This is a genomic window from Collinsella aerofaciens (genome assembly GCF_964243765.1).
Lineage (GTDB): Bacteria > Actinomycetota > Coriobacteriia > Coriobacteriales > Coriobacteriaceae > Collinsella > Collinsella aerofaciens_BU.
Window position 1 is genome coordinate 37,501 of sequence record NZ_CAXTGI010000006.1, and the last position, 19,699, is coordinate 57,199.

The 19,699-nt window shown below is 60.2% G+C and carries 15 protein-coding genes, 1 tRNA gene and 1 other RNA gene; 11 read left to right on the forward strand and 6 right to left on the reverse strand.

Features of this window, described 5'->3' with window-relative positions:
- Window positions 1-59 precede the first annotated feature (59 nt).
- Window positions 60-581, reverse strand: coding sequence for a nitroreductase family protein (locus ACESSC_RS05625; RefSeq protein ID WP_373161762.1), 522 nt, complete (start codon window positions 579-581; stop codon window positions 60-62).
- Between the two features lie 292 nt (window positions 582-873).
- Between ACESSC_RS05625 and ACESSC_RS05630 the strand changes: the two genes are divergently transcribed.
- The 4 genes from ACESSC_RS05630 to ACESSC_RS05645 all read left to right on the forward strand — a co-directional run bounded on the left by ACESSC_RS05630 (window position 874) and on the right by ACESSC_RS05645 (window position 5,570).
- Window positions 874-1,164, forward strand: a complete 291-nt coding sequence (locus ACESSC_RS05630; RefSeq protein WP_118260475.1) for a CDP-alcohol phosphatidyltransferase — start codon at window positions 874-876, stop codon at window positions 1,162-1,164.
- Between the two features lie 176 nt (window positions 1,165-1,340).
- Entirely contained in the window at window positions 1,341-1,841 is a 501-nt protein-coding gene (locus tag ACESSC_RS05635; RefSeq protein ID WP_373161764.1) for a MarR family winged helix-turn-helix transcriptional regulator, read from the forward strand.
- The gene (locus tag ACESSC_RS05640) at window positions 1,841-3,565 is read left to right on the forward strand and encodes an ABC transporter ATP-binding protein (RefSeq protein ID WP_373161766.1); all 1,725 of its coding nucleotides are present in this window, start codon (window positions 1,841-1,843) and stop codon (window positions 3,563-3,565) included. Before ACESSC_RS05635 ends, ACESSC_RS05640 begins: the two co-directional genes overlap by 1 nt.
- 1 nt (window position 3,566) lies before the next feature.
- Window positions 3,567-5,570: an ABC transporter ATP-binding protein gene (locus tag ACESSC_RS05645; protein WP_373161767.1), complete on the forward strand. Its 2,004-nt coding sequence runs from the start codon at window positions 3,567-3,569 to the stop codon at window positions 5,568-5,570.
- Between the two features lie 109 nt (window positions 5,571-5,679).
- Here ACESSC_RS05645 and cysE read toward each other — a convergent pair whose 3' ends face one another.
- Window positions 5,680-6,384 carry a serine O-acetyltransferase gene (cysE, locus tag ACESSC_RS05650; protein ID WP_195521049.1) on the reverse strand — a complete coding sequence of 235 codons (705 nt, stop codon included), beginning with the start codon at window positions 6,382-6,384 and terminating at the stop codon, window positions 5,680-5,682.
- Between the two features lie 224 nt (window positions 6,385-6,608).
- Between cysE and ACESSC_RS05655 the strand changes: the two genes are divergently transcribed.
- Both ACESSC_RS05655 and ACESSC_RS05660 read left to right on the forward strand, forming a co-directional pair.
- On the forward strand, window positions 6,609-7,256 hold the full coding sequence (locus ACESSC_RS05655; protein ID WP_117582947.1) for a DedA family protein: 648 nt from the start codon (window positions 6,609-6,611) through the stop codon (window positions 7,254-7,256).
- Window positions 7,257-7,544: 288 nt separating this feature from the next.
- Complete coding sequence (locus ACESSC_RS05660; protein ID WP_099432362.1) at window positions 7,545-8,597, forward strand: branched-chain amino acid aminotransferase; 1,053 nt, start codon at window positions 7,545-7,547, stop codon at window positions 8,595-8,597.
- Window positions 8,598-8,895: 298 nt separating this feature from the next.
- On the opposite strand, the gene ACESSC_RS05665 is transcribed toward ACESSC_RS05660, so the two are convergent.
- The gene (locus ACESSC_RS05665; protein ID WP_082421874.1) at window positions 8,896-9,447 is read right to left on the reverse strand and encodes a LemA family protein; all 552 of its coding nucleotides are present in this window, start codon (window positions 9,445-9,447) and stop codon (window positions 8,896-8,898) included.
- 211 nt (window positions 9,448-9,658) lie between these two features.
- On the opposite strand from ACESSC_RS05665, the gene ACESSC_RS05670 reads away from it, so the two are divergent.
- On the forward strand, window positions 9,659-10,243 hold the full coding sequence (locus tag ACESSC_RS05670) for a TetR/AcrR family transcriptional regulator (protein WP_373161771.1): 585 nt from the start codon (window positions 9,659-9,661) through the stop codon (window positions 10,241-10,243).
- Between the two features lie 3 nt (window positions 10,244-10,246).
- Here the strand turns inward: ACESSC_RS05670 and ACESSC_RS05675 are convergent.
- Window positions 10,247-10,336: transfer RNA gene (locus ACESSC_RS05675), tRNA-Ser, on the reverse strand.
- Window positions 10,337-10,387: 51 nt separating this feature from the next.
- Between ACESSC_RS05675 and tadA the strand changes: the two genes are divergently transcribed.
- Complete coding sequence (gene tadA / locus ACESSC_RS05680; protein ID WP_373161774.1) at window positions 10,388-12,169, forward strand: tRNA adenosine(34) deaminase TadA; 1,782 nt, start codon at window positions 10,388-10,390, stop codon at window positions 12,167-12,169.
- 451 nt (window positions 12,170-12,620) lie between these two features.
- Window positions 12,621-12,716: signal recognition particle sRNA small type (gene ffs / locus ACESSC_RS05685), an RNA gene on the forward strand.
- A 346-nt stretch (window positions 12,717-13,062) separates the two neighbouring features.
- Here ffs and ACESSC_RS05690 read toward each other — a convergent pair.
- Window positions 13,063-14,067: a hypothetical protein gene (locus tag ACESSC_RS05690; protein ID WP_373161777.1), complete on the reverse strand. Its 1,005-nt coding sequence runs from the start codon at window positions 14,065-14,067 to the stop codon at window positions 13,063-13,065.
- A gap of 300 nt (window positions 14,068-14,367) precedes the next feature.
- Window positions 14,368-15,435 carry a hypothetical protein gene (locus tag ACESSC_RS05695; RefSeq protein ID WP_373161780.1) on the reverse strand — a complete coding sequence of 356 codons (1,068 nt, stop codon included), beginning with the start codon at window positions 15,433-15,435 and terminating at the stop codon, window positions 14,368-14,370.
- 215 nt (window positions 15,436-15,650) lie between these two features.
- Between ACESSC_RS05695 and ACESSC_RS05700 the strand changes: the two genes are divergently transcribed.
- Together ACESSC_RS05700 and ACESSC_RS05705 are read left to right on the forward strand one after the other, a co-directional pair.
- Window positions 15,651-17,507, forward strand: a complete 1,857-nt coding sequence (locus ACESSC_RS05700) for an ABC transporter ATP-binding protein (protein WP_373161782.1) — start codon at window positions 15,651-15,653, stop codon at window positions 17,505-17,507.
- A complete protein-coding gene (locus ACESSC_RS05705; protein ID WP_373161784.1) occupies window positions 17,508-19,367 on the forward strand; it encodes an ABC transporter ATP-binding protein in 1,860 nt (619 codons plus the stop codon).
- Window positions 19,368-19,699 lie beyond the last annotated feature (332 nt).

Sequence of the window (19,699 nt, forward strand, 5' to 3'; positions counted from 1 at the left end):
GCCCGGGGCCCGTGGGTTATACCCTAAGAGCAAACCACCCTTTTTAAGGGTGGTTCTGATTACTTTACATACACCACGTTGTCACGGCGAGGCTTGGCCTCGGGAAGCACGTCCTCGGCATAGCCAAGAATGCAGTTGCCGACGCCGCGCAGGCTTCCGTCGGCGGGCAGACCCCAGCTGGCCAGCAGCTCCAGGCCCTCGGGCGAGTCGAAGACCTCGTGCGCGCGGTGGATCCAGCACGAATCAACACCCAGGGCATACGCCGCGTTGAGCAGGTTGCCCATGGCAAGCGAGCCGTCTTCCAGATGTGTGGGCACGCTGCGGTCGACGAGCACTACCACAACGGTCTTGGCCCCGTAGAAGGGATCGCCATCGCTGCCCATAACCTGGGCGTTGAGCTGCGAGAGGCGCTCGACGGTCGCGGGGTCGGTGACGGCGACAAACGTCACCGGCTGGCGTCCCATGCCGCTGGGCGCGTACTGGCCTGCCTCGATAATGCGTGCGAGCTTTTCGGCTTCGACGGGGCGATCGCTATAGTTACGGCAGCTGCGGCGGTGGATGAGCGCTTCGATGGTCTCCATGAGTCCTCCTGACGTTGATTGAGATGCCACGTTCATACCCGTCGGCTCAAGACCGTAATCGCGCGAAGCTCTTCGAATGGCTCTGGCTACCAATGAGAAAAGTGGGTCTGCATAAAACTGCGGCAAGAATGTGACAAACCAGTGGGATGGTTAAACGTTTTATCCCGTCTACCCTGCGGTTTTTTACCACTTGCCTAAATGATGCCCGCATAACCCCTGATAAAGGTTTTACTAAAGAAGCACCAACGTTTATCAACGCGCCGTGGTGGCGCCGGGCCAGGAGGTAACTATCATGTTCCAGGCTGGAGATGTCGTCGAGACCGATTTCGAAGGATTTCTGAAGCTGCTGCGTTCCAAGACGCGCGCTTTCGTGTCGATCAATGATCACGAGTACTACATCACGCACACCGATGGCTATTGGCGTGTTCAGGATTGCGAGGCCCTCAACGATAAGGGCCACTTTACTGACTGCTCCGAGCTGGTCAACACAGTCTGCGAGGTCGTCGAGTTGCCTTGGATCTGCGGCAAGAGCCTGCACGATAGCTTCTCGGGCGCTACGGTCTACGAGGCCGTCGCCGCCTAGCAGCAAATAATCGATTTCCTCTCATGACCGCCGGCGCTGCCCCCGCGCCGGCGGTCTTTTTTGTCGATATGTTGTATAGCCTGTGCGCTGCGAACGAAGCCCTTGACGATAGTCAAAACTCGGACTAATCTGAAATCTCAATTAGTCAAAATTCGGACTATCGAATGGTGGGAGAGATGGATTGCGCGGTTACGTCGGTCGATTTTGACCGGATGCTCAACGGGCTCGACCGTATTTATTCAGAGTTCGCGCGCGCCTGCGGCCTTTCGGATTGCGCCTATTGGATGCTCGTCGATATCAGCACGGCGGATGAAGATGGTGCCGTGAGCCGACTCACGAGCGAATGGTTCTATAGCAAGCAGACCATTAATTCGGCAATTAAAACCCTGACGGCGCGAGGGCTTGCGACGCTGGAATTCGCCGAAGGCAGCCGCAAGAATAAGGTCGTTTGTTTGACCGATGAGGGCCGGCGGTTCGCCGAGCACTATGCGTTGCCGGCGGTTAAAGCCGAGCAGCGTGCCTTTGGCGCGCTCGAGCCCTGGGAACAGCGTGAGATTATGCGCCTGGTCGGCAAGTTTTCCCACGTGCTCAACGAGGAGTGCGAGGCGTTTAAACAGCAGATGTCCGCCGAGAGCCAAGTGGAAAAACAAGAAGAGGGGGAGACGTGCGACTCTTAATGAGGTTTATGAGGCCGTATCGCGGGCTGATTGCGGTGACACTGTTTGTGCTGCTGATAGATAACGTCGGCACGCTGCTGGTGCCTACGATGTTGGCGAATATGGTCAATACCGGCATCACGACGGGTGATGTCGACTACATCCTGCGCAACGGCCTGTACATGCTTATCGCGACCGGCATGGCCAGCGGCGGCGCGGTGCTGGGCTGCTATCTTTCGGCCCGCCTGGCGGCCAACGTGGCCTGTGACATCCGCAACGCCGTCTACGACAAGTCACTCGAGCTGTCTGCCAGCGACTTTGAGCGCTTTGGCACCGGCTCGATGATCACACGATCGCTCAACGACATCAACGTGATCCAGCAGGCGATTCTGCAGACGATTCAGCTGGTGCTGCCGGTGCCGTTTTTGGCCGTGGCGGGCATCATCTTCGCCTGGCATATCGATCCCGCCATGGGTACGCTGCTGGGCGCAGTCGTGGCGATTGTGCTGGTGGCGGCGGTCTTTACGGTCGCCAACGCAGCGCCGATTTTTATGCGCCTGCAGAGTTTTATCGACCGTATGAACGTGGTGTTGCGCGAGAACATCGTGGGCGTGCGCGTCATCCGCGCGTTTAACAAGGAGCGTCATGAGGAGCAGCGCCTGGACGAGGTGTTTAGCGATTACGCGGCCAATGCCATCAAAGTCAACCACCTGTTTGTGGGCCTCGATAGCTCCAGCTTCTTTCTGATGAACATCGCCGAGGTGGCGGTGCTGTGGGTGGGAGGCAACCGCGTAGGCGTCCATGCCATGCAAATCGGCAGCATCTCGGCCGTGCTGGAATACGCGATTCTGATCCTGTTCTTTGTGATGATGGCGCAGATGGTGATTCTGACGCTTCCGCGCGCCGCGGCGTGCCTCAACCGCGCGCAACAGGTGCTCCAGATTGAGCCGAGCATCGTCGATGGCGAGCGAATGCTCAACGCGGGCGCGTCCGACTCAAAGGACGGAGCAGACGCGGTCGCCGTGTTCGACCATATGTCGTTCCGTTTTGACGACGCCGACGAGGACACACTGTGCGATCTGAGCTTTGCCTGCCGCCGTGGCCAGACCACGGCAATTGTAGGCTCGACGGGATCGGGCAAGTCGACGGTGGCCAAGCTCCTGCTGCGCTTCCACGATGCCACCAAGGGTGCCATTCGCCTGGACGGCGTTGATCTGCGCGACCTTTCGCAAGACGAGATTCGCGGGCATATCGCTTACGTGCCGCAGAAGGCGTGGCTGTTCTCGGGCACGGTGGCGAGCAACCTGCGCTATGGCAACGAGGGTGCGACCGAGGCCGACATGCTTCACGCGCTGCGGGTTGCCCAGAGCACCTTCGTGCTCGATCAGCCGCAGGGGCTCGATACCCCGGTGGCGCAGGGCGGTACGAACTTCTCGGGCGGCCAGCGTCAGCGTCTGGCCATCGCCCGTGCGCTCATGAAGCACGCTGATCTGTATATCTTCGACGATAGCTTTTCGGCCCTGGACTTCAAGACCGACGCGGCCCTGCGCCATGCGCTGCAGGACGAGACGCGCGATGCCGCGGTGCTCATCATCGCGCAGCGTATCTCGACCATTCTGCATGCCGACCAGATCGTGGTGCTCAAGGATGGCGAGGTCGTGGGCTTGGGCACGCACGACGAGTTGATGGAGACCTGCGAGGTGTACCGCGCCATCGCGGAATCGCAGATGAAGGGAGGTGAGTAGCATGACCGAGGAGCTCAAGAAGCAGAGCGTCGTTGATGACGTCGCGGCAGCAGGGACGGCTGAGGAGGCGGCGGTCGCGCCCGGTCTGGATGATGCTGCCAAGGCTGCAGCCGAGCGCGAGGCTCGACGCCAAGCACTCTACGAGGAAAACGAACGCGCCGAGGACGAGCGCGCCCGTGCTGAGGCAGAGCGCATGCGCGATGTGGGCGACGAGGACGAGGATGAGAAACCCAGCGATACCTGGGCGACGGTGCGCCGTCTGTGGAGCGAGGCCGTCGGCGATCACTGGCGCTTCTACCTCGTGTTCGCGAGCATCGTGTTCTACGTCATCTTTAACACCGCGGCGCCGGCGTACAGCGCCCGCGTTATCGATGAGCTGTGGGGACACGTGAAGCTGGCGTTTGCCAACGACACCACCTTCAGTATCACTTGGGAGAACTGCGGCAGGACCATCTTCATCTACTTTATGATCTGGACGGCCGCCGCCTCGTTCTACGCGCTCCAGAGCTTTTTGATGTCGAGCGTGGCCGAACGCCTTAACCTGCGTCTGCGTAACCGTATCGCTCAAAAGCTCAACCGTCTGCCGCTTGCCTATTTCGACGCGCATCGCCCCGGCGAGGTCGTCAGCCGCGCGACCAACGACCTGGACAAGATGTCCGAAAGCATGCAGCGCGGACTGCTGCAGCTGCTGGTGTCGATCGGCACCGTGGTGGGCGCCGTGGGCGTGATGTTCGTGTTTAGCGTGCCGCTCACGCTGGTCTTTTTGTTCTTTACGGCGTTGTCGCTGCTGGTGACCAAAGTGGTCTCGCGTCGCACGCATGACGTGACCGGCGAGCGCCAGGAGTGGGTATCCAAGATTACGAGCGCGGTCGAGGAAGGCTATTCGGGCCGTTTGGTGATTCGCGCATTCAACCGCGAGCACCAGAGCTCTGCCGAGGTGCACGAGGCCTCGGGCGAGCTGGCCCGCGTGAGCACCAAGGCCGACTTTATGATCAACGCCGTCGGACCCGCGGTTCGCTTTATTGGTCGCCTGGCGCAGATCGTGATTGCGCTCGTGGGCTGCAGCATGCTGGTTGCCGGTCACATGACCGTCGGCGTGTTCCAGGCGTTCTTCCAGTTTATCTACGAGGCGTCCGAACCCATGACGCAGCTGTCGTTCACTTTCAACTCGCTGCAGAGCGCGCTGGCGAGTGCGGAGCGCGTGTTCGACCTGCTCGATGAGCCCGAGATGGAGGCCGATCCGCAGCCGGGCGAGGCTGCCAATCTGCCGGGTCGCGTGGAGGGCCGCGTCGCTTTTGAGCATGTGCGCTTTGGCTACACGCCCGAAAAGCCGCTCATGCGCGACGTGTCGTTTACCGCCGAACCGGGTCAGAAGATTGCGGTGGTGGGAACCACGGGTGCGGGTAAGACCACACTCATCAACCTGCTCATGCGCTTCTACGAGATTGACGGCGGGCGCATTACGCTCGACGGCGTGGATACAAGTCGCATGGATCGCGGCGAGCTGCGGCAGCAGTTTGGCATGGTGCTGCAGGATGCCTGGTTGTTCGATGGCACGATTGCCGAAAACATCGCCTACGGCTGCCCCGAGGCAACGCGCGAGGAGGTTGTGGCGGCGGCACGCGCCGCGCAGGTCGACTTCTTTGTGCGCACCATGCCGCAGGGCTACGACACGCGGGTGGCCAACGATGCCGAGAGCATTAGTCAGGGCCAGCGCCAGCTGCTGACCATTGCGCGCGTGCTGCTCAACAACCCGGCGATTCTCATCCTGGACGAGGCGACCTCAAGCGTGGACACGCGCACCGAGCTTGCCATCGGTCGCGCCATGGACGCGCTCATGCGCGGGCGCACGAGCTTTGTTATCGCGCACCGTCTGTCGACGATCGTGGATGCCGACCTGATCCTGGTCATGGATCACGGCAACATTATCGAGCAGGGCACGCACAAGGAGCTGCTGGCTGCCGAGGGCGCCTACGCCGACCTCTACCTGAGCCAGTTCGCATAATGTGACAAAGGGACAGTCCCGCATGTCACATCAGGAATAAAGCGCGCCGGGGATGGATTCCCTGGCGCGCCTTTGCGTTGACGTCAATGTTGTTGGTGACCGCCCGTTTCTAGCGCTCGTCCACGAGCTTGGCGACGAGGGCTTTGAGCTCGGCCACTTCTCGCTCGAGTTCCTTGACGCGACGGGCGTTCTCGGTGATGCCCTGGCGGTTGAGGGCGCTTTGCTCGGCGGCATCATCGGGCATGTATTCGCGGTGCTGCTTGGCGTCGAAGCTTTCCTCGAATACGCGGCAGCCGTTGCGCTTGATGATGCGGCCCGGCACGCCCACGACGGTGCAGTTGTCGGGCACGTCTTTGACGACAACCGAGTTGCCGCCGATTTTGACGTTGTTGCCGATGCGAATGTTGCCGAGCACCTTGGCGCCCGTGCCCACGGTGACGTTGTTACCCAGGGTGGGGTGGCGCTTGCCGGTCTCGTTGCCGGTGCCGCCGAGCGTGACGCCCTGGTAGAGCACGCAGTTGTCGCCCACGACGGTGGTCTCGCCAATGACGACGCCCATGGCGTGGTCGATAAAGAAATGCTTGCCGATTTGTGCGGCAGGGTGGATCTCGACGCCAGTGATATGGCGGGTGATTTGCGAGAGCACGCGGGCGAGTGAGCGATGACCGTGCTCCCAGAGCCAGTGCTCGGGCACGTGGTTCCACTTGGCATGCAGACCGGGGTACGAAAGGAAAATGACCAGGCCGTTTTGCGCGGCGGGGTCCTGCGCCTGGACGGTCTTGATGTCCTCGCGAATGGTATTGATAAAGCTCACCGGCCGCCCTCCCTTAGCGCCGCGACAATGCAATTCAATAAAGTATAGCGATTCGCTAGGGATTAGGAAGAACAATCTTGTTCGGCTTTGCGTGACAGATGTCAATTATGCAAACTTGCTGGTAATGGAGTCACGCTTTTGTAAGGTCGTGTGCGCGGCGGCGTCGCAACCGTATACTGGTCAACTTGGACGTGTCCGCGCCCACAACTGAGAGGTTTTACTTCATGGGTTTTATCAATTTTATCGCCGAGCTGCTTAAGGATCCGCGCACCGCGATCGCCAGCTGGATCGCCGCCGGCCCGCTTATGGCGTACGGCTGCGTGTTCCTGATTATCTTTATCGAGACGGGCGTGGTGTTCTTCCCGTTCCTTCCCGGCGACTCGCTGCTGTTTGCCTCGGGTTTCTTTGCCCACAACGGCGGCTTTAACATCGTGGCTCTGCTGGCCGTCGCATGGACGGCCGCCATCTTGGGCGATCAGTGCAACTTTATGATCGGTCATTTCTTTGGCCAAAAGATCATCGCCTCGGGCAAGGTGAAGGCCATGACGCCCGAGCGCATTAAAAAGTCCGAGGACTTCCTGGACAAGTGGGGCCACCTGGCCATCTTCCTGGGTCGCTTCTTCCCGTTTATCCGCACCTTTGTGCCTTTCATCGCCGGCATGGGCGGCATGCACTGGCGCAACTTTGTCATCTTTAACGTGCTGGGCGGCATTACCTGGTCGACGGTCTTTACGCTGCTGGGCTACTTCTTTGGCGGCATCCCCTTTGTGCAGGAGCACTTTGAGCTGCTGATTATCGGCATCGTTGCCGTGTCGATCATCCCGACCGTGGTCGGTTTGGTTAAGGCTAAGCTGGGCAAAAAGAACGCGTAGCTCGAGCCAGCGCGCAAACCGTGTCGTTGAGGCCCGTCACCCTTTACGGTGGCGGGCCTTTTTGCTTCGGTCAAATGAAAATACTTTACTTAGTTAAAGAAAAGCGTTTTATCAGACGCGTACGGGGAGTACAATCTCGTGCATGCGAATCGACGTGCCATCGGCTTCGATGCCGTTCGCGTGTCCCGTCCGGCTCTACGCTCCGGGCGCGTGACGTTGCGACGCGGTCGGCCTCGGTCCTTGCGTGCGGGTTCGCGAGTGTGCAACTGTGTATGTAAGGAGCGACACATGACTGTCGAGAAGAAGGATATCGATTGGGGTAGCCTCGGCTTTGGCTACATGAAGACCGATTACAGCTACGAGGCTCATTGGAAGGACGGCGAGTGGGACGAGGGCGGTCTGACTACCGACCACACCCTGCATGTCTCCGAGTGCGGTGGCATCTTCCATTACTGTCAGGAGGTCTTCGAGGGCCTGAAGGCTTACACCGCCGAGGATGGCAGCATCGTCTGCTTCCGTCCCGACATGAACGCTGAGCGTATGTACAACTCTGCCCAGCGCCTCGAGATGCCCCCGTTCCCCAAGGATAAGTTCGTTGAGGCCGTCAAGCAGGTCGTTTCTGCCAACGCCGCCTGGGTTCCGCCCTTCGGCTCCGGTGCAACCCTGTACGTGCGTCCGTTTATGATCGGCTCTGGTGACGTAATCGGCGTGGCTCCCGCTCCTGAGTACACGTTCCGCATTCTCGTGACCCCGGTCGGTCCGTACTTTAAGGGTGGTCTCAAGCCCGTCAAGCTGCGCGTTTCCGAGTACGACCGCGCCGCACCGCACGGCACCGGCAACATCAAGGCCGGCCTCAACTACGCCATGTCCCTCAAGCCCACGATGGAGGCCCATCGCGAGGGCTATGCCGAGAACCTGTATCTCGACTCCGAGTCCCGCACCTATGTCGAGGAGACCGGTGGCGCTAACGTCCTGTTCGTGAAGGAGGATGGCACCCTCGTCGTTCCGCAGTCGCACACCGACTCCATCCTGCCCTCCATCACCCGCCGTTCGCTCGTTCAGGTCGCCAAGGACCTGGGCATCACCGTCGACGAGCGTCCCGTCGAGTGGGCCGAGGTCAAGGCCGGTACCTTTGTCGAGTGCGGCCTGTGCGGCACCGCTGCCGTCATCTCCCCGGTTGGCGAGATCGACAACAAGGTTTACGGCGCCGACGAGACCGTGACCTTCCCGGCTGGCTACACCGAGATCGGCCCTGTGATGAAGAAGCTTCGCGAGACCTTGACTGGTATCCAGTCCGGTGCTGTCGAGGATAAGCACAACTGGGTTTACACCGTCGCGTAAGCTGCCATAGCTGTTCGGCCCGAGGGCAACCTTCCTTTCCGGCGCGTCCTCGGACATGAAAGAACCTCCGCTGCGCACTTCGTGCGGCGGAGGTTCTTTCGTCCTGCGGAGTACGCCGGGAGGGAACTTGCTCTCTGCCCTGCAGGTTCGGCGTTGTCGCAACACGCCATAATTAATCTGATTAAAGATGGTGCGCGGCCTATTGGCCGCGCGTTGTGCGTGGATAAGAAAAGGGTCCAAGGTTTGTGCCTTGGACCCCAAAGGGTTGATGAACTGGCTTAAGACTCGGCCGTGATTGTTAGAACTTGACGGTCGGGGCCTGGCGGGCTGCTTCGGCGGCCTCGAAGCCCTGGCGCTCCTTAAACTGGAAGATGCCGGCAAAGATGACAGCCGGGAACGTCTGAATGGCGTTGTTGTAGCTGAGCACGCAATCGTTGTAGCTCTGGCGTGCATAGCTAATCTTGTTCTCGGTATCCTCGAGCGATGCCTGCAGCTGCGTAAAGTTGGTGTTTGCCTTAAGATCGGGGTAGGCCTCGGCCACGGCGAAGAGCTGGCGCAGCGCACCGGTCAGCACGTTGTCGGCTTCCATCTTGGCCTCGGGCGTGGTGGCCTTGACGGCGGTGTTACGCGCGCTGATCACGGCGGAGAGCGTCTCCTGCTCGTGCTTGGCGTAGCCCTTGACGGTCTCGACCAGGTTGGGGATCAGGTCGTTGCGACGCTGCAGCTGCGTATCGATGTTCTGCCAGGCGTTATCGATGCGGTTACGCTTGGTGACCATGTTGTTGTAGATGCCGGCGATGGCGCAGACAATCACAATGACAACAACGATGCCGATGATGACGGTAATCATGATGTCTCCGTTTCGAATGGCCGCGGCGGCATGCGCCAGCTGCCGTTGGTATAACGCTACTAGTATACCCGCAACGTTTTGCCGTGCCGAACTTTCCGGTAAGCGTTATGTTTTCGGTGGGGTTGGCACTGGGGCAAAACGCGCGAGGTACAGGTGTAAGATATGCGACAGATTGACGAGTGTTGTCTTTGCCCTGAGGATGGCGATACCAGTGGACCTTCGCATCAAGAAAACCTATCGTGCCCTGTTCGATGCCTTCACCGAGCTTCTCGAGGAGCATCGTTTTGAGGACCTGACGGTTGCCATGCTGTGCGACCGCGCCATGATTCGCCGCACGACGTTCTACAAGCACTTTCGCGACAAGAACGATTACTTTGCCTTTTATATCGATGAGCTCATGTCCGGCTTGCCGCAAAAACAGCCCGATGAGGCCGGCGCAGTGTCTGCCGAGGACGTGCGCGCGCTTCGACATGCGATTTTGGACGATGCCATGGATTTGATTCTGGCGCATGAGCAGCTCATGGATAACATTTTGGCTAGCAGCATGTCGGGCATGTTGACCAACGTTATTTGCGACCGCATTGCCCGCTCCATCCGTGGGCGTGTGATGAACGTGCTTGCCGAGGATGCCCTGGCCCCCGTGTCACTCGAGACGACGTCTGAGTTTGTCGCCGGCGGTATTATTCGACTTTTCACGATATGGTGGGAATCGGGCCACGATCTTGAGCGTCAACCCGAGATGGCCGACGTGGTCGATGCGCTGTTCGAGCGGACCATGACGCCGGTGCATCACTAAAAGTGGCGGAGAGAGGGGGATTCGAACCCCCGGAACGCTCTCGCGCTCAACGGTTTTCAAGACCGCCGCATTCAACCGCTCTGCCATCTCTCCGTGAGTCGTAATGATAGCATCGTTTTGAATTTGCAACAGGGAAGGCGAACGATGACGATCACCGAAATCGACGAGAAGTTCATGCGCGAGGCGTTGGCGGAGGCGCGAGCCGCCGCGGCGGTGGGCGAGGTGCCCATCGGAGCCGTAGTAGTGCGCGACGGCGAGATCGTCGCGAGGGCGCATAATCGTCGCGAGCTCGACCAGGACCCTTCGGCGCATGCAGAGTTCGCGGCCCTGTGCGCCGCTGCCCAGGCGCTTGGCCGCTGGCGCCTTTCCGACTGTGCGGTCTACGTGACGCTCGAACCCTGCTGCATGTGCGCGGGGCTTATGGTCAACGCGCGCGTGGGGCGCTGCGTGTATGGCGCGAGCGACGCCAAGGCGGGTGCGTTGGGATCCCTATACGATTTGAATGCCGACTCGCGCCTGAATCATCGGTTTAACGTGACGGCTGGCGTGCTGGCAGACGAGTGTCGTGAGGTGTTGAGCGGCTATTTTAGTGGGTTGCGTGGCACCGATGGTACTGGCTGCGGTTGTGGGGCCGATCTTGAGGCACATGCCGCTCATGCCGAGGCGCTCGCGTGTACCGAAGATATTGCCGTTGAGGCGGTCGATTTTGGTGCCGCGTGCCGCCGGCCCCGCCGTGTGCTGCTGGCGATCGACTCCTTTAAGGGCAGCGTTTCGAGTGCGCAGGCGGAGGCGGCGGTTGCCGAAGGCGTGCGCCGTGTGTGGTCCGATGCCCAGGTGGCCACGTTGCCGCTGGCAGATGGTGGTGAGGGAACGCTCGATGCCGTTGCCGCGTGCGGCGGTGAGATTGTGACCTGCGAGGTCGCAGGCCCCTTGGGCGAGCGTGTGCCTGCCCGGATGCTGGTTGATGTCGAGCGCGAGTCAGCGGTCATCGAGATGGTCGAGGCGGCCGGCATTGGGTATTCGCCTTGCACGGAGTCGGCGGCGTTGGCGGCCACAACCTATGGCGTGGGCGAACTGATGCTTCATGCGGTTCGCGCGGGTGCAAAGACTATCTATATTGGCTTGGGCGGCAGCGCCACCAACGATGGTGGCGCCGGTATGCTGCAGGCGCTGGGCGCGCGTGTGGTCGATGATCGGGGCTGCGATGTCGCCCCCGGTCTTGCCGGCCTTGAGCAGGTGTCGAGCGTTGATTTGGCGCCAGCGCTTCGGGCGCTGAACGGCGCGCGTGTCGTGGTGCTTTCCGATGTCGAGAATCCGCTCGTGGGACGCCGAGGCGCCCTAGCGGTGTTCGGTGGGCAGAAGGGCCTGCCGACAGATGACGCCGAGGCGCTTCACAGGTACGACAGCTGGATGGTCGGCTACGGCCGTCTGCTCGACGCTGCGATTGCCGAGGCACGGGCTCAGGGGTTGCTGCGCGTGCCCGAGGGCGCGCGGACGTTTGGCTCGGTGCTCGGTGTGCCTGGTGCCGGTGCCGCCGGTGGTCTGGGAGCAGCGCTGTTGGCACTCGGCGCCGAGTTGCGCTCGGGCGTGGAGACGGTGCTCGATCTCGTGGGATTTGACGGGCGCGCGCGCGATGTCGACCTGGTCATAACGGGCGAGGGTAATATGGACGAGCAATCCGCCGCTGGAAAGGCGCCGGTGGGTGTGGCTCGCCGCGCGAAGCGATATGGCAAGCCGGTAGCCGCTGTCGTGGGCGGTCGCGCTGACAACCTGGATGCGGTGTATGGTCAGGGCGTCGACTTGGTGCTTCCGATCTGTCGCAAGCCCATGGACCTGGAGCGGGCACTCGATCCGCAAGAAGCCGCAACCAACCTCATCTGCGCCGGCGAAGCAGCCGCTCGATCCTACGACCTCGCCCGCCTCTAAGGCCTATCTCCCTATAAGTTGCGGTGGAATACGGAGTGTTTTTGCCTTTAAGGGACCAATTCAGTCCGTATTCCACCGCAACTTCGAGAATGGCCATTCGAGGTTGGCTGCCTTGGGTCTTGGGTCGGACCGTTTGCCACGAAATGCGGCCATCTACTACGTTAAACCGGCCACCTTCGACCATCCCGGAATTTGCAAAACAAAACCGCAGGTAGAAAGCTTGACGATTTTCGAAAAAGTCGGCTATGGTCGACCCCTGTGACCAAAACGTAGTAGATAGGCCCTTTTCGTGGCACAGCACCAGATCAGTCTATTTAGTACGGGGCTTCCTTGACTACTTTCGCCACCCTGATGCCCCACCAGTCAAAAAGTAGTCAAAAGCCCCGTCCCAAATTAGCTACCTTGCTCTGGCGGGCGGGAGCAGGTAAGATATACCGAGCGCCTAGCGCGTTCGATGGGTTCGGATGACGACATGTTCCGAATCTGGTCAGGTCCGGAAGGAAGCAGCCATAAGGAGCCTCTGTCGGGCATCCGAATCCATCGAGTGCGCAGGCGTTTTTTGGTGCCGCGGCTACCCGCGAGTGCCGGCAGGGCGCTTGGTGTCTCGCTGGTCCTCGGCTTCGCCTGCGGGATCGATCGACTACCAAGCGCCCTGCCGGCACTCGCGGGTAGCCGACCAAAACCGCCTGAAGGGTCACGTTTATCTGAATAATTTAATCCCGTGCCTTTTGCTGCTCGCTGGCGTTGTCTGGAGCGCGGTGGCTACGTGGTTCAAGAGGCGGCGGCATTACCATCTGTTTTTACAAGTAAAGAGGTCCGTTTCCCTGGGTTGGGGAAACGGACCTCTTTTGGTTTTGGGCTTGCAGATTGGTGAAGGCGGCGTTCGCTGGCGGCTACCTTGAGTTCTTGATGCGGCGCACACCCGCGGCGGTTATTCCGAGGCCTGCGGCGGCGATTGCTGCGAGTGCGATTGCGCTCGGCGCTGCGTCGCCCGTGTTCGCGAGCTTGCCGGTGGTCGTATTTGCTTGCTTGGTGGGGCTCGGTGAAGCGCCTTTGCCTGCCGTGGGCGAATTGGCGGGTTGTGTTGTCCCGGCGGGCTGCGTCGAGCCGGTGGGCTGTGTCGCCTCGGCCGGTTGCGCTGAGCCGGAGGGAGGCACTGTCTCGGTCGGTTTCGCTATCTCGGGCGAGGTGGCCTTGTCTGCCGCGGCCTTTGCCTCTTCGTATGCTTTGCAGGCGTCGTCATAGGCCGCTTGTGCCTTTTTCAAATCGTCGAGGAGCGCATCTCGCTTGGCTGTCTCTTCGTCGATATCGGTTTGACATTTTTCCGCATTGGCTTCGAACTTCGCGACGACACTTTTCTGGCTTTCGAGCCGGCGTTGGCAGTGGTGAAGATCATCTTCACAAGATTTTTCTCGCCTTTCTGCCGACATGATCTCACTTCGCAACTGCTTAATAGTTTCGTTAGAAGCTCCGTCGTCGATTGCCTTATTTAATTCTGCCTGAAGGCCGCTTGTCCGGTTGTGGGCCTCATCGTATTTGGCTTGGGCTGCATCGACGTTCGCTTGTAGGTAAAGAAGAGGTCCCCTTGAGTCGTCGGCTTCCTTCAGCATCCTGTCGCGGAGCGATTGCAAATCGGTAATCACATGCTCGATAGTCTCTAATATCTCAGGACCTGCGGCGTCTTTTGCGGCCTCGAGGTTTTTGAGCGCTTCCTGCATGGCTGCATACGCTCTTTCTTTTGCGGTGGCCGCATCTTCCGTCTGCAAGGCAACTGCACCGGTGGGGGAACTGGTTTCTGCCGCTATCGCCGTTGCGGGGGCGATTCCCGCGACAAGTGCCGCGGAAAGGGCGATGCCCACGGTTGCTCGTCTTGCTCTTCTTGCGAGAATGTCGTTCATCTCGGCACCTCATTTCAAGGGTTGGCGACTAACTTGGTAGCACTAATGTAAGTATATCAGGCGGTTTGCCCGCCATTGATCGGGCGTGCGCGTATACCCCTTGATTAACAGCCATTAAATCTATCCCTTAAGGAACGCGGCTTGCTAGTGTTGTCTGGGCATTGATGGCTGCGTGGTTCAAGAGACGGCGGCATTACCATTTGTTTTTACAAGTAAAGAGGCCCGTTTCCCTGGGTTGGGGAAACGGGCCTCTTTTTGTCTCTGGGTTTGTGGATTGGCGAAGGTAGTATGCTCTGGCGGCTATTTTGAGTTCTTGAGGCGGCGTGTGGCTGTGGCGGTTATTCCGAGTCCTGCGGCGGCGATTCCTGCGAGTGCGATTGCGCTCGGCGCTGCGTCGCCCGTGTTCGCGAGCTTGCCGGCGGTCGTATCTGCTTGCTTGCCGCTGCTCAAGTTCGCCTGCTTGGTGGAGCTTGGCGGGGTATTTTTGCCGGTCGCGGACGAGCCGGTGGGCTGTGTCGCCTCGGCCGGTTGCGCCGAGTTGGAGGGAGGCGTCGTCTCGGTCGGTTGCGTTATCTCGGGCGAGGTGGCCTTGTCTGCCGCGGCTTTCGCCTCTTCGTATGCCTTGCAGGCGTCGTCATAGGCCGTTTGCGCTTTTTTCAAATTGTCGAGGAGCGCATCTCGCCAGGCTATGAACTGGTCGGTATGGGCTTTATACTTCTCTGCAGCACGTTCACAGTCATTAACTTGTCTTTCCTGCCTTTCGAGGCGGCCCTTGACCTCGCGGAGCTCCATTTCGCAAAAGTCAACTCGCGCTTTTGCCGTTACGATCTCTTGGCGCAACTGCTTTATTTGCTGTTTAACAGTTTCGACAAGCTCCTCGTCGCCGAGCGCTTCGAGTGCCTTAAGCACCTCAAGTTTCTTGTCTAATTCTGCTTGGAGCTCGCTTACCCGGTTGATGGCCCCGTCGTATTTGGCTTGGGCTGCATCGATGTCCGCTTGCATGGTGGGAAGGAGTTCCCTCTCTTCGACGGCTTGCGCCGCCATCTTGTCGCGGAGCTCTTGAAAACGGGCAATGTCATCATTGAATCTCGCAATTTTCTCGGGACTTGCGGCGTCTTTTGCGGCCTCGAGGTTTTTGAGCGCTTCCTGCATGGCTGCATACGCTTTTTCTTTTGCGGCGGCCGCGTCTTCTGTCTGCGGGGCGCCCGAATTGCCGTTGGCGGCGCTCGTCTGCGAAACGGCCGCACCGGTGGGGGAACTGGTTTCTGCCGCGATCGCCGTTGCGGGGGCGATTCCCGCGACAAGTGCCGCGGAAAGGGCGATGCCCACGGTTGCTCGTCTTGCTCTTCTTGCGAGAATGTCGTTCATCTCGGCACCTCATTTCAAGGGTCGGCGACTAACTTGGTAGCACTAATGTAAGTATACCAAGTGGTCGACCCGACACTGGCTGGGTGTGCGCGTGCCTCTCCGCTTCTTTGGAAACCGAACCCCATTAGAAATGACGAGTTGTTTACGCTTCTTTTGGGGCGGCGGTACTATCATGATTCGAATTGAATGCGGATGATGATAGGGAGCTCCTTTTTATGATTGAGCTGCTCAGGCGTTTTGGTGGTAAGTTTCGCCGGTATATGGTGATTGGTCCTGCGTGCAAGCTGGTCGAAGTGATCTTTGACCTGCTGACGCCGCTGGTGATTGCCCAGATGATCGATAAGGGCATTGGCTCGCACGACGTGGACGCCGTCGTCCACTACGGCATGGTGCTTGCCGCCATGGCCGTGATCGGCATCTCGTTTACGCTCGTCTGCCAAAAGATGGCGGCGCTCACCTCGCAGGGCATGGGTACTGACATTCGCGGCGCACTCTACCAGCACATCAACAAGCTGAGCTATGCCGAACTCGATCGCTTTGGCACGCCGTCGCTCATCACGCGTATCACCAACGATGTCAACCAGGTGCAGCTTGCCGTGGCGCTGGGCGTGCGCATGCTCATCCGCTGGCCTTTCCTGGCGGTGGGCTCCATGGTCGCGGCCCTTGCCATCGACCTTAAGCTTGGCGTGATTTTCTTGATTTGCACGCCCGCCATTGGCCTGGTGTTTTGGTTTGTCATGGCGCGCTGCATCCCGTACTACAAGCAGCTGCAGGCAAAGCTCGACCGCATTGCGCTCATCTGCCGCGAGGGGCTTTCGGGCGCCCGCGTGGTTCGTGCCTTTGTGCGCGAAGATCACGAGCGTAAGCGCTTTGCCCAGGCCGCCGATGACCAGGCCCATACCGCCATCGCGGTGGGCAAGCTCTCGTCGATCCTTAACCCCGTCACATTTTTGGTGATGAACCTGGGCGTGTGCGCCATCCTGTGGGTGGGCGGCATCCAGGTCAACGTGGGCGAGCTTACGCAGGGTCAGGTTATGGCGTTTGTGAACTATATGACGCAGACCCTCACCTCTATCGTGTACGTTGCCAACCTGGTGGTGGTCTTTACCAAGGCGAGCGCCAGTGCGTCGCGTATCAACGAGGTGCTCAATTGCGTGCCGAGCATCACCGACGAGGGCAATCAGCCGGCCGCGCTGCCCAAGCCGAGCGATCTGGCGGGGGACACCGCTCCGGTTTCCGCGCTAAGCTTTGACCATGCGAGTTTTTCGTTTGGCGCGGGCGCGGCAAACGCCGTAAACGACGTGACGCTAGAGCTGCCGCTGGGCAAGACGCTCGGCATTATCGGCGGCACGGGCAGCGGCAAGTCCACGCTCGTCTCGCTTATCCCGCGCCTGTACGATGCGGGCACCGGCAGTGTGAGCGTGATGGGTGCCGACGTGCGCACTTGGCCGCTCGACCAGCTGCGCCATGTGGTCGCGACCGTTCCGCAGCGCGCGTCGCTGGTGAGCGGCACCATCCGCAGCAACCTGACCTGGCGCGACGAGTCAGCGACCGACGAGGAGCTTTGGGCGGCGCTCGATATGGCGCAGGCCAGCGAGTTCGTGCGCAACAAGCCGCAGGGCTTGGATGCCCCGGTCGAGGCGGGCGGCAAGAACTTTAGTGGTGGCCAGCGCCAGCGTCTGACCATTGCGCGCGCCCTGGTGGGCTCGCCGCAGATTCTGATCATGGACGACTCCGCCTCGGCGCTCGACTTTAAGACCGACGCGGCGCTTCGTCACGCCATTCGCGAGCGCAGCGGTCGCGGTGCTGCCGAGGGCGGGCTGCCGCTGACAACCGTCATCGTGAGCCAGCGCGTCTCGACCGTGCGCGACGCCAACATGATCTGCATACTCGACCACGGCTCGGTTGCGGGTCTGGGCACGCATGACGAGCTGTATGCAAGCTGCCAGCTCTACCGAGAGATCTGCCAGTCGCAGCTTCGCCGCGAGGAGCTCGAGGGCCGGCAGGGGAGTGCGACACCCGCGTCCGCCCCAACCGCCCCCGCATCCGTCTGCGCAAAGGAGGGCTGCTAAATGAATCCGTACACTTCTTCCGGTTCGGTCGCCACGATGACGGCCAACGTGTCCGGCAACGATAACCTCAACGATTTGGGCGACGGCCCGCGCCAGCCCGGCGATCCCGAGCGCTATCCCGTGGGCGCGGTGACTCGCCGTCTGCTGGGCTATGTTCGCCCGCACCGCATTTCGTTTGCGGCGGCGTTTGTGAGCGCCGCCGTCTCGGTGATCTTGCAACTCTACACGCCCATCCTCATCGGCGAGGGCATTGACCTCATCGTTGCCGCCAGGCAGGTGGACTTCGATGCGCTGCTGCCGCTTGTCACCAAGCTCGCGATTGTCGTCGTAGGTGCTGCGGCTTTCCAGTGGCTGCAGGGCTATTGCGTTAACCGCCTGTCCTACGAGACGGTGCGCGACATGCGCGTGGAGGCGAGCGACAAGCTCAGCCGCATGCCGCTCAGCTTTATCGACAGCCATGCCCACGGCGACCTTATGAGCCGCGTGGTCAACGACGTCGATCAGGTGGGCGACGGCCTGCTGCAGGGCTTCACGCAGCTCTTTACCGGCGTCATCACCATCGTGGGCACGCTTGCGTTTATGCTCTCCATTAACCTGGCTATGACGCTTGTGGTGGTGCTCGTCACGCCGCTTTCCATCTTTGCGGCCGGCGCCATCGCCAAGCTCTCCAACAAGAGCTTTACGGCCCAGCAGCGCATCCAGGGCCAACTTGGCGGTCATATCGAGGAGTATGTGGGTGAACAAAAGCTCGTGGACGCCTTCGCCTACGGCCCGCACGCTCAACAGTGCTTCGATGTCCTCAACGCCGAGCTCTATACGGCAGGTGAGCGCGCACAGTTTATGGGCTCGCTCTCTAACCCCGGCACGCGCTTTATCAACAACATCATCTATGCCGTGGTCGCCGTGATCGGCTGCGCGGGCGTGATCACGGGCGTGCCTGCGGCACTCACGGTGGGCGGCGTGCAGATCTTCCTGTCCTACGCCAACCAGTACACTAAGCCGTTCAACGAGGTCACGAACGTCATTACGCAGATCCAGACCGCGTACGCCTCGGCGCGCCGCATGTTTGCGCTGCTCGATGCGCGCGAGCAGGAGCCCGACGCGTCGGACGCCGTAGAGCTTGCCGCGCCGCAGGGCGAGGTCGCCTTTGAGCACGTGGACTTTAGCTATGTGTCCGACCGCAAGCTGCTGCAGGATATCTGCATCGAGGCCAAGTCGGGCATGCGCTTTGCCCTGGTCGGTCCCACGGGCTGCGGCAAGACGACGCTCATCAACCTGCTGCTGCGTTTTTACGATATCGATGCCGGCCGCATCGCGGTCGATGGCAAGGCTTCGTGCGGCTACACGCGCTCGAGCCTGCGCCGTGCCTTTGGCATGGTGCTGCAGGATACCTGGCTGTTCGAGGGCACCGTGGCGGAAAACATCGCGTACGGTTGCCCCGATGCCACGCGTGAGCAGGTCATCGAAGCCGCCAAGCGCGCGCACGCGCATAAGTTTATCGTGCAGCTGCCAGGCGGCTACGATACGGTCATCGGCGAGGACGGCGGCACGTTTAGCCAAGGTCAAAAACAGCTGCTGTGCATCGCGCGCGTCATGCTCACCGACCCGGCGATCTTGCTGCTGGACGAGGCGACGTCGAGCATCGATACGCGTACCGAGCTGCAGGTGCAGGCGGCATTCGACGAGCTCATGGCCGGTCGCACGAGTTTTGTCGTGGCGCACCGCCTGTCGACGATCCGCAACGCCGACTGCATTCTGGTGATGCGCGACGGTCGGATTATCGAACGCGGCACGCATGACGAGCTGCTAGCGGCAGGCGGCTTCTACGCTGAGCTCTACCGTAGCCAGTTTGCCCAGTGAGCAAGCCCGTGGGGCAAATTAATCAGGTTTGTTTGTCCCATAGAGCGATCGTGTTATATAGCGTTCTACCAGCGCGTGAAACAATTTGACGGTATTTCGTGAAACAAATTGACGATATTATATGAAACAATTTGACGGCGTTTTGTGAAACAGTTTTTCGGCCATTCGTGAAACGTTCTGCGGCGGTTTCAATCCGAAGTACATACTGTTCGAGATCTGTCCAAAGATGTCGCCTGCGTCGCCAATCGGCAGAAGGTGGTTTACATCTGTCACGTTAGTACTAAGATATTCATCTAATAAATTGCATTAATGGCTCGAGTTTCGGGGGAAAC

Coding starts and splice junctions, on each gene's coding strand:
- ACESSC_RS05695 (WP_373161780.1), bottom strand. CDS start 15,435: ATGAACGACATTCTCGCAAGAAGAGCAAGACGAGCAACCGTGGGCATC.
- ACESSC_RS05700 (WP_373161782.1), top strand. CDS start 15,651: ATGATTGAGCTGCTCAGGCGTTTTGGTGGTAAGTTTCGCCGGTATATG.
- ACESSC_RS05665 (WP_082421874.1), bottom strand. CDS start 9,447: ATGATTACCGTCATCATCGGCATCGTTGTTGTCATTGTGATTGTCTGC.
- ACESSC_RS05640 (WP_373161766.1), top strand. CDS start 1,841: ATGAGGTTTATGAGGCCGTATCGCGGGCTGATTGCGGTGACACTGTTT.
- ACESSC_RS05690 (WP_373161777.1), bottom strand. CDS start 14,067: ATGAACGACATTCTCGCAAGAAGAGCAAGACGAGCAACCGTGGGCATC.
- tadA (WP_373161774.1), top strand. CDS start 10,388: ATGACGATCACCGAAATCGACGAGAAGTTCATGCGCGAGGCGTTGGCG.
- ACESSC_RS05645 (WP_373161767.1), top strand. CDS start 3,567: ATGACCGAGGAGCTCAAGAAGCAGAGCGTCGTTGATGACGTCGCGGCA.
- ACESSC_RS05635 (WP_373161764.1), top strand. CDS start 1,341: ATGGATTGCGCGGTTACGTCGGTCGATTTTGACCGGATGCTCAACGGG.
- ACESSC_RS05655 (WP_117582947.1), top strand. CDS start 6,609: ATGGGTTTTATCAATTTTATCGCCGAGCTGCTTAAGGATCCGCGCACC.
- ACESSC_RS05630 (WP_118260475.1), top strand. CDS start 874: ATGTTCCAGGCTGGAGATGTCGTCGAGACCGATTTCGAAGGATTTCTG.
- ACESSC_RS05660 (WP_099432362.1), top strand. CDS start 7,545: ATGACTGTCGAGAAGAAGGATATCGATTGGGGTAGCCTCGGCTTTGGC.
- ACESSC_RS05705 (WP_373161784.1), top strand. CDS start 17,508: ATGAATCCGTACACTTCTTCCGGTTCGGTCGCCACGATGACGGCCAAC.
- ACESSC_RS05625 (WP_373161762.1), bottom strand. CDS start 581: ATGGAGACCATCGAAGCGCTCATCCACCGCCGCAGCTGCCGTAACTAT.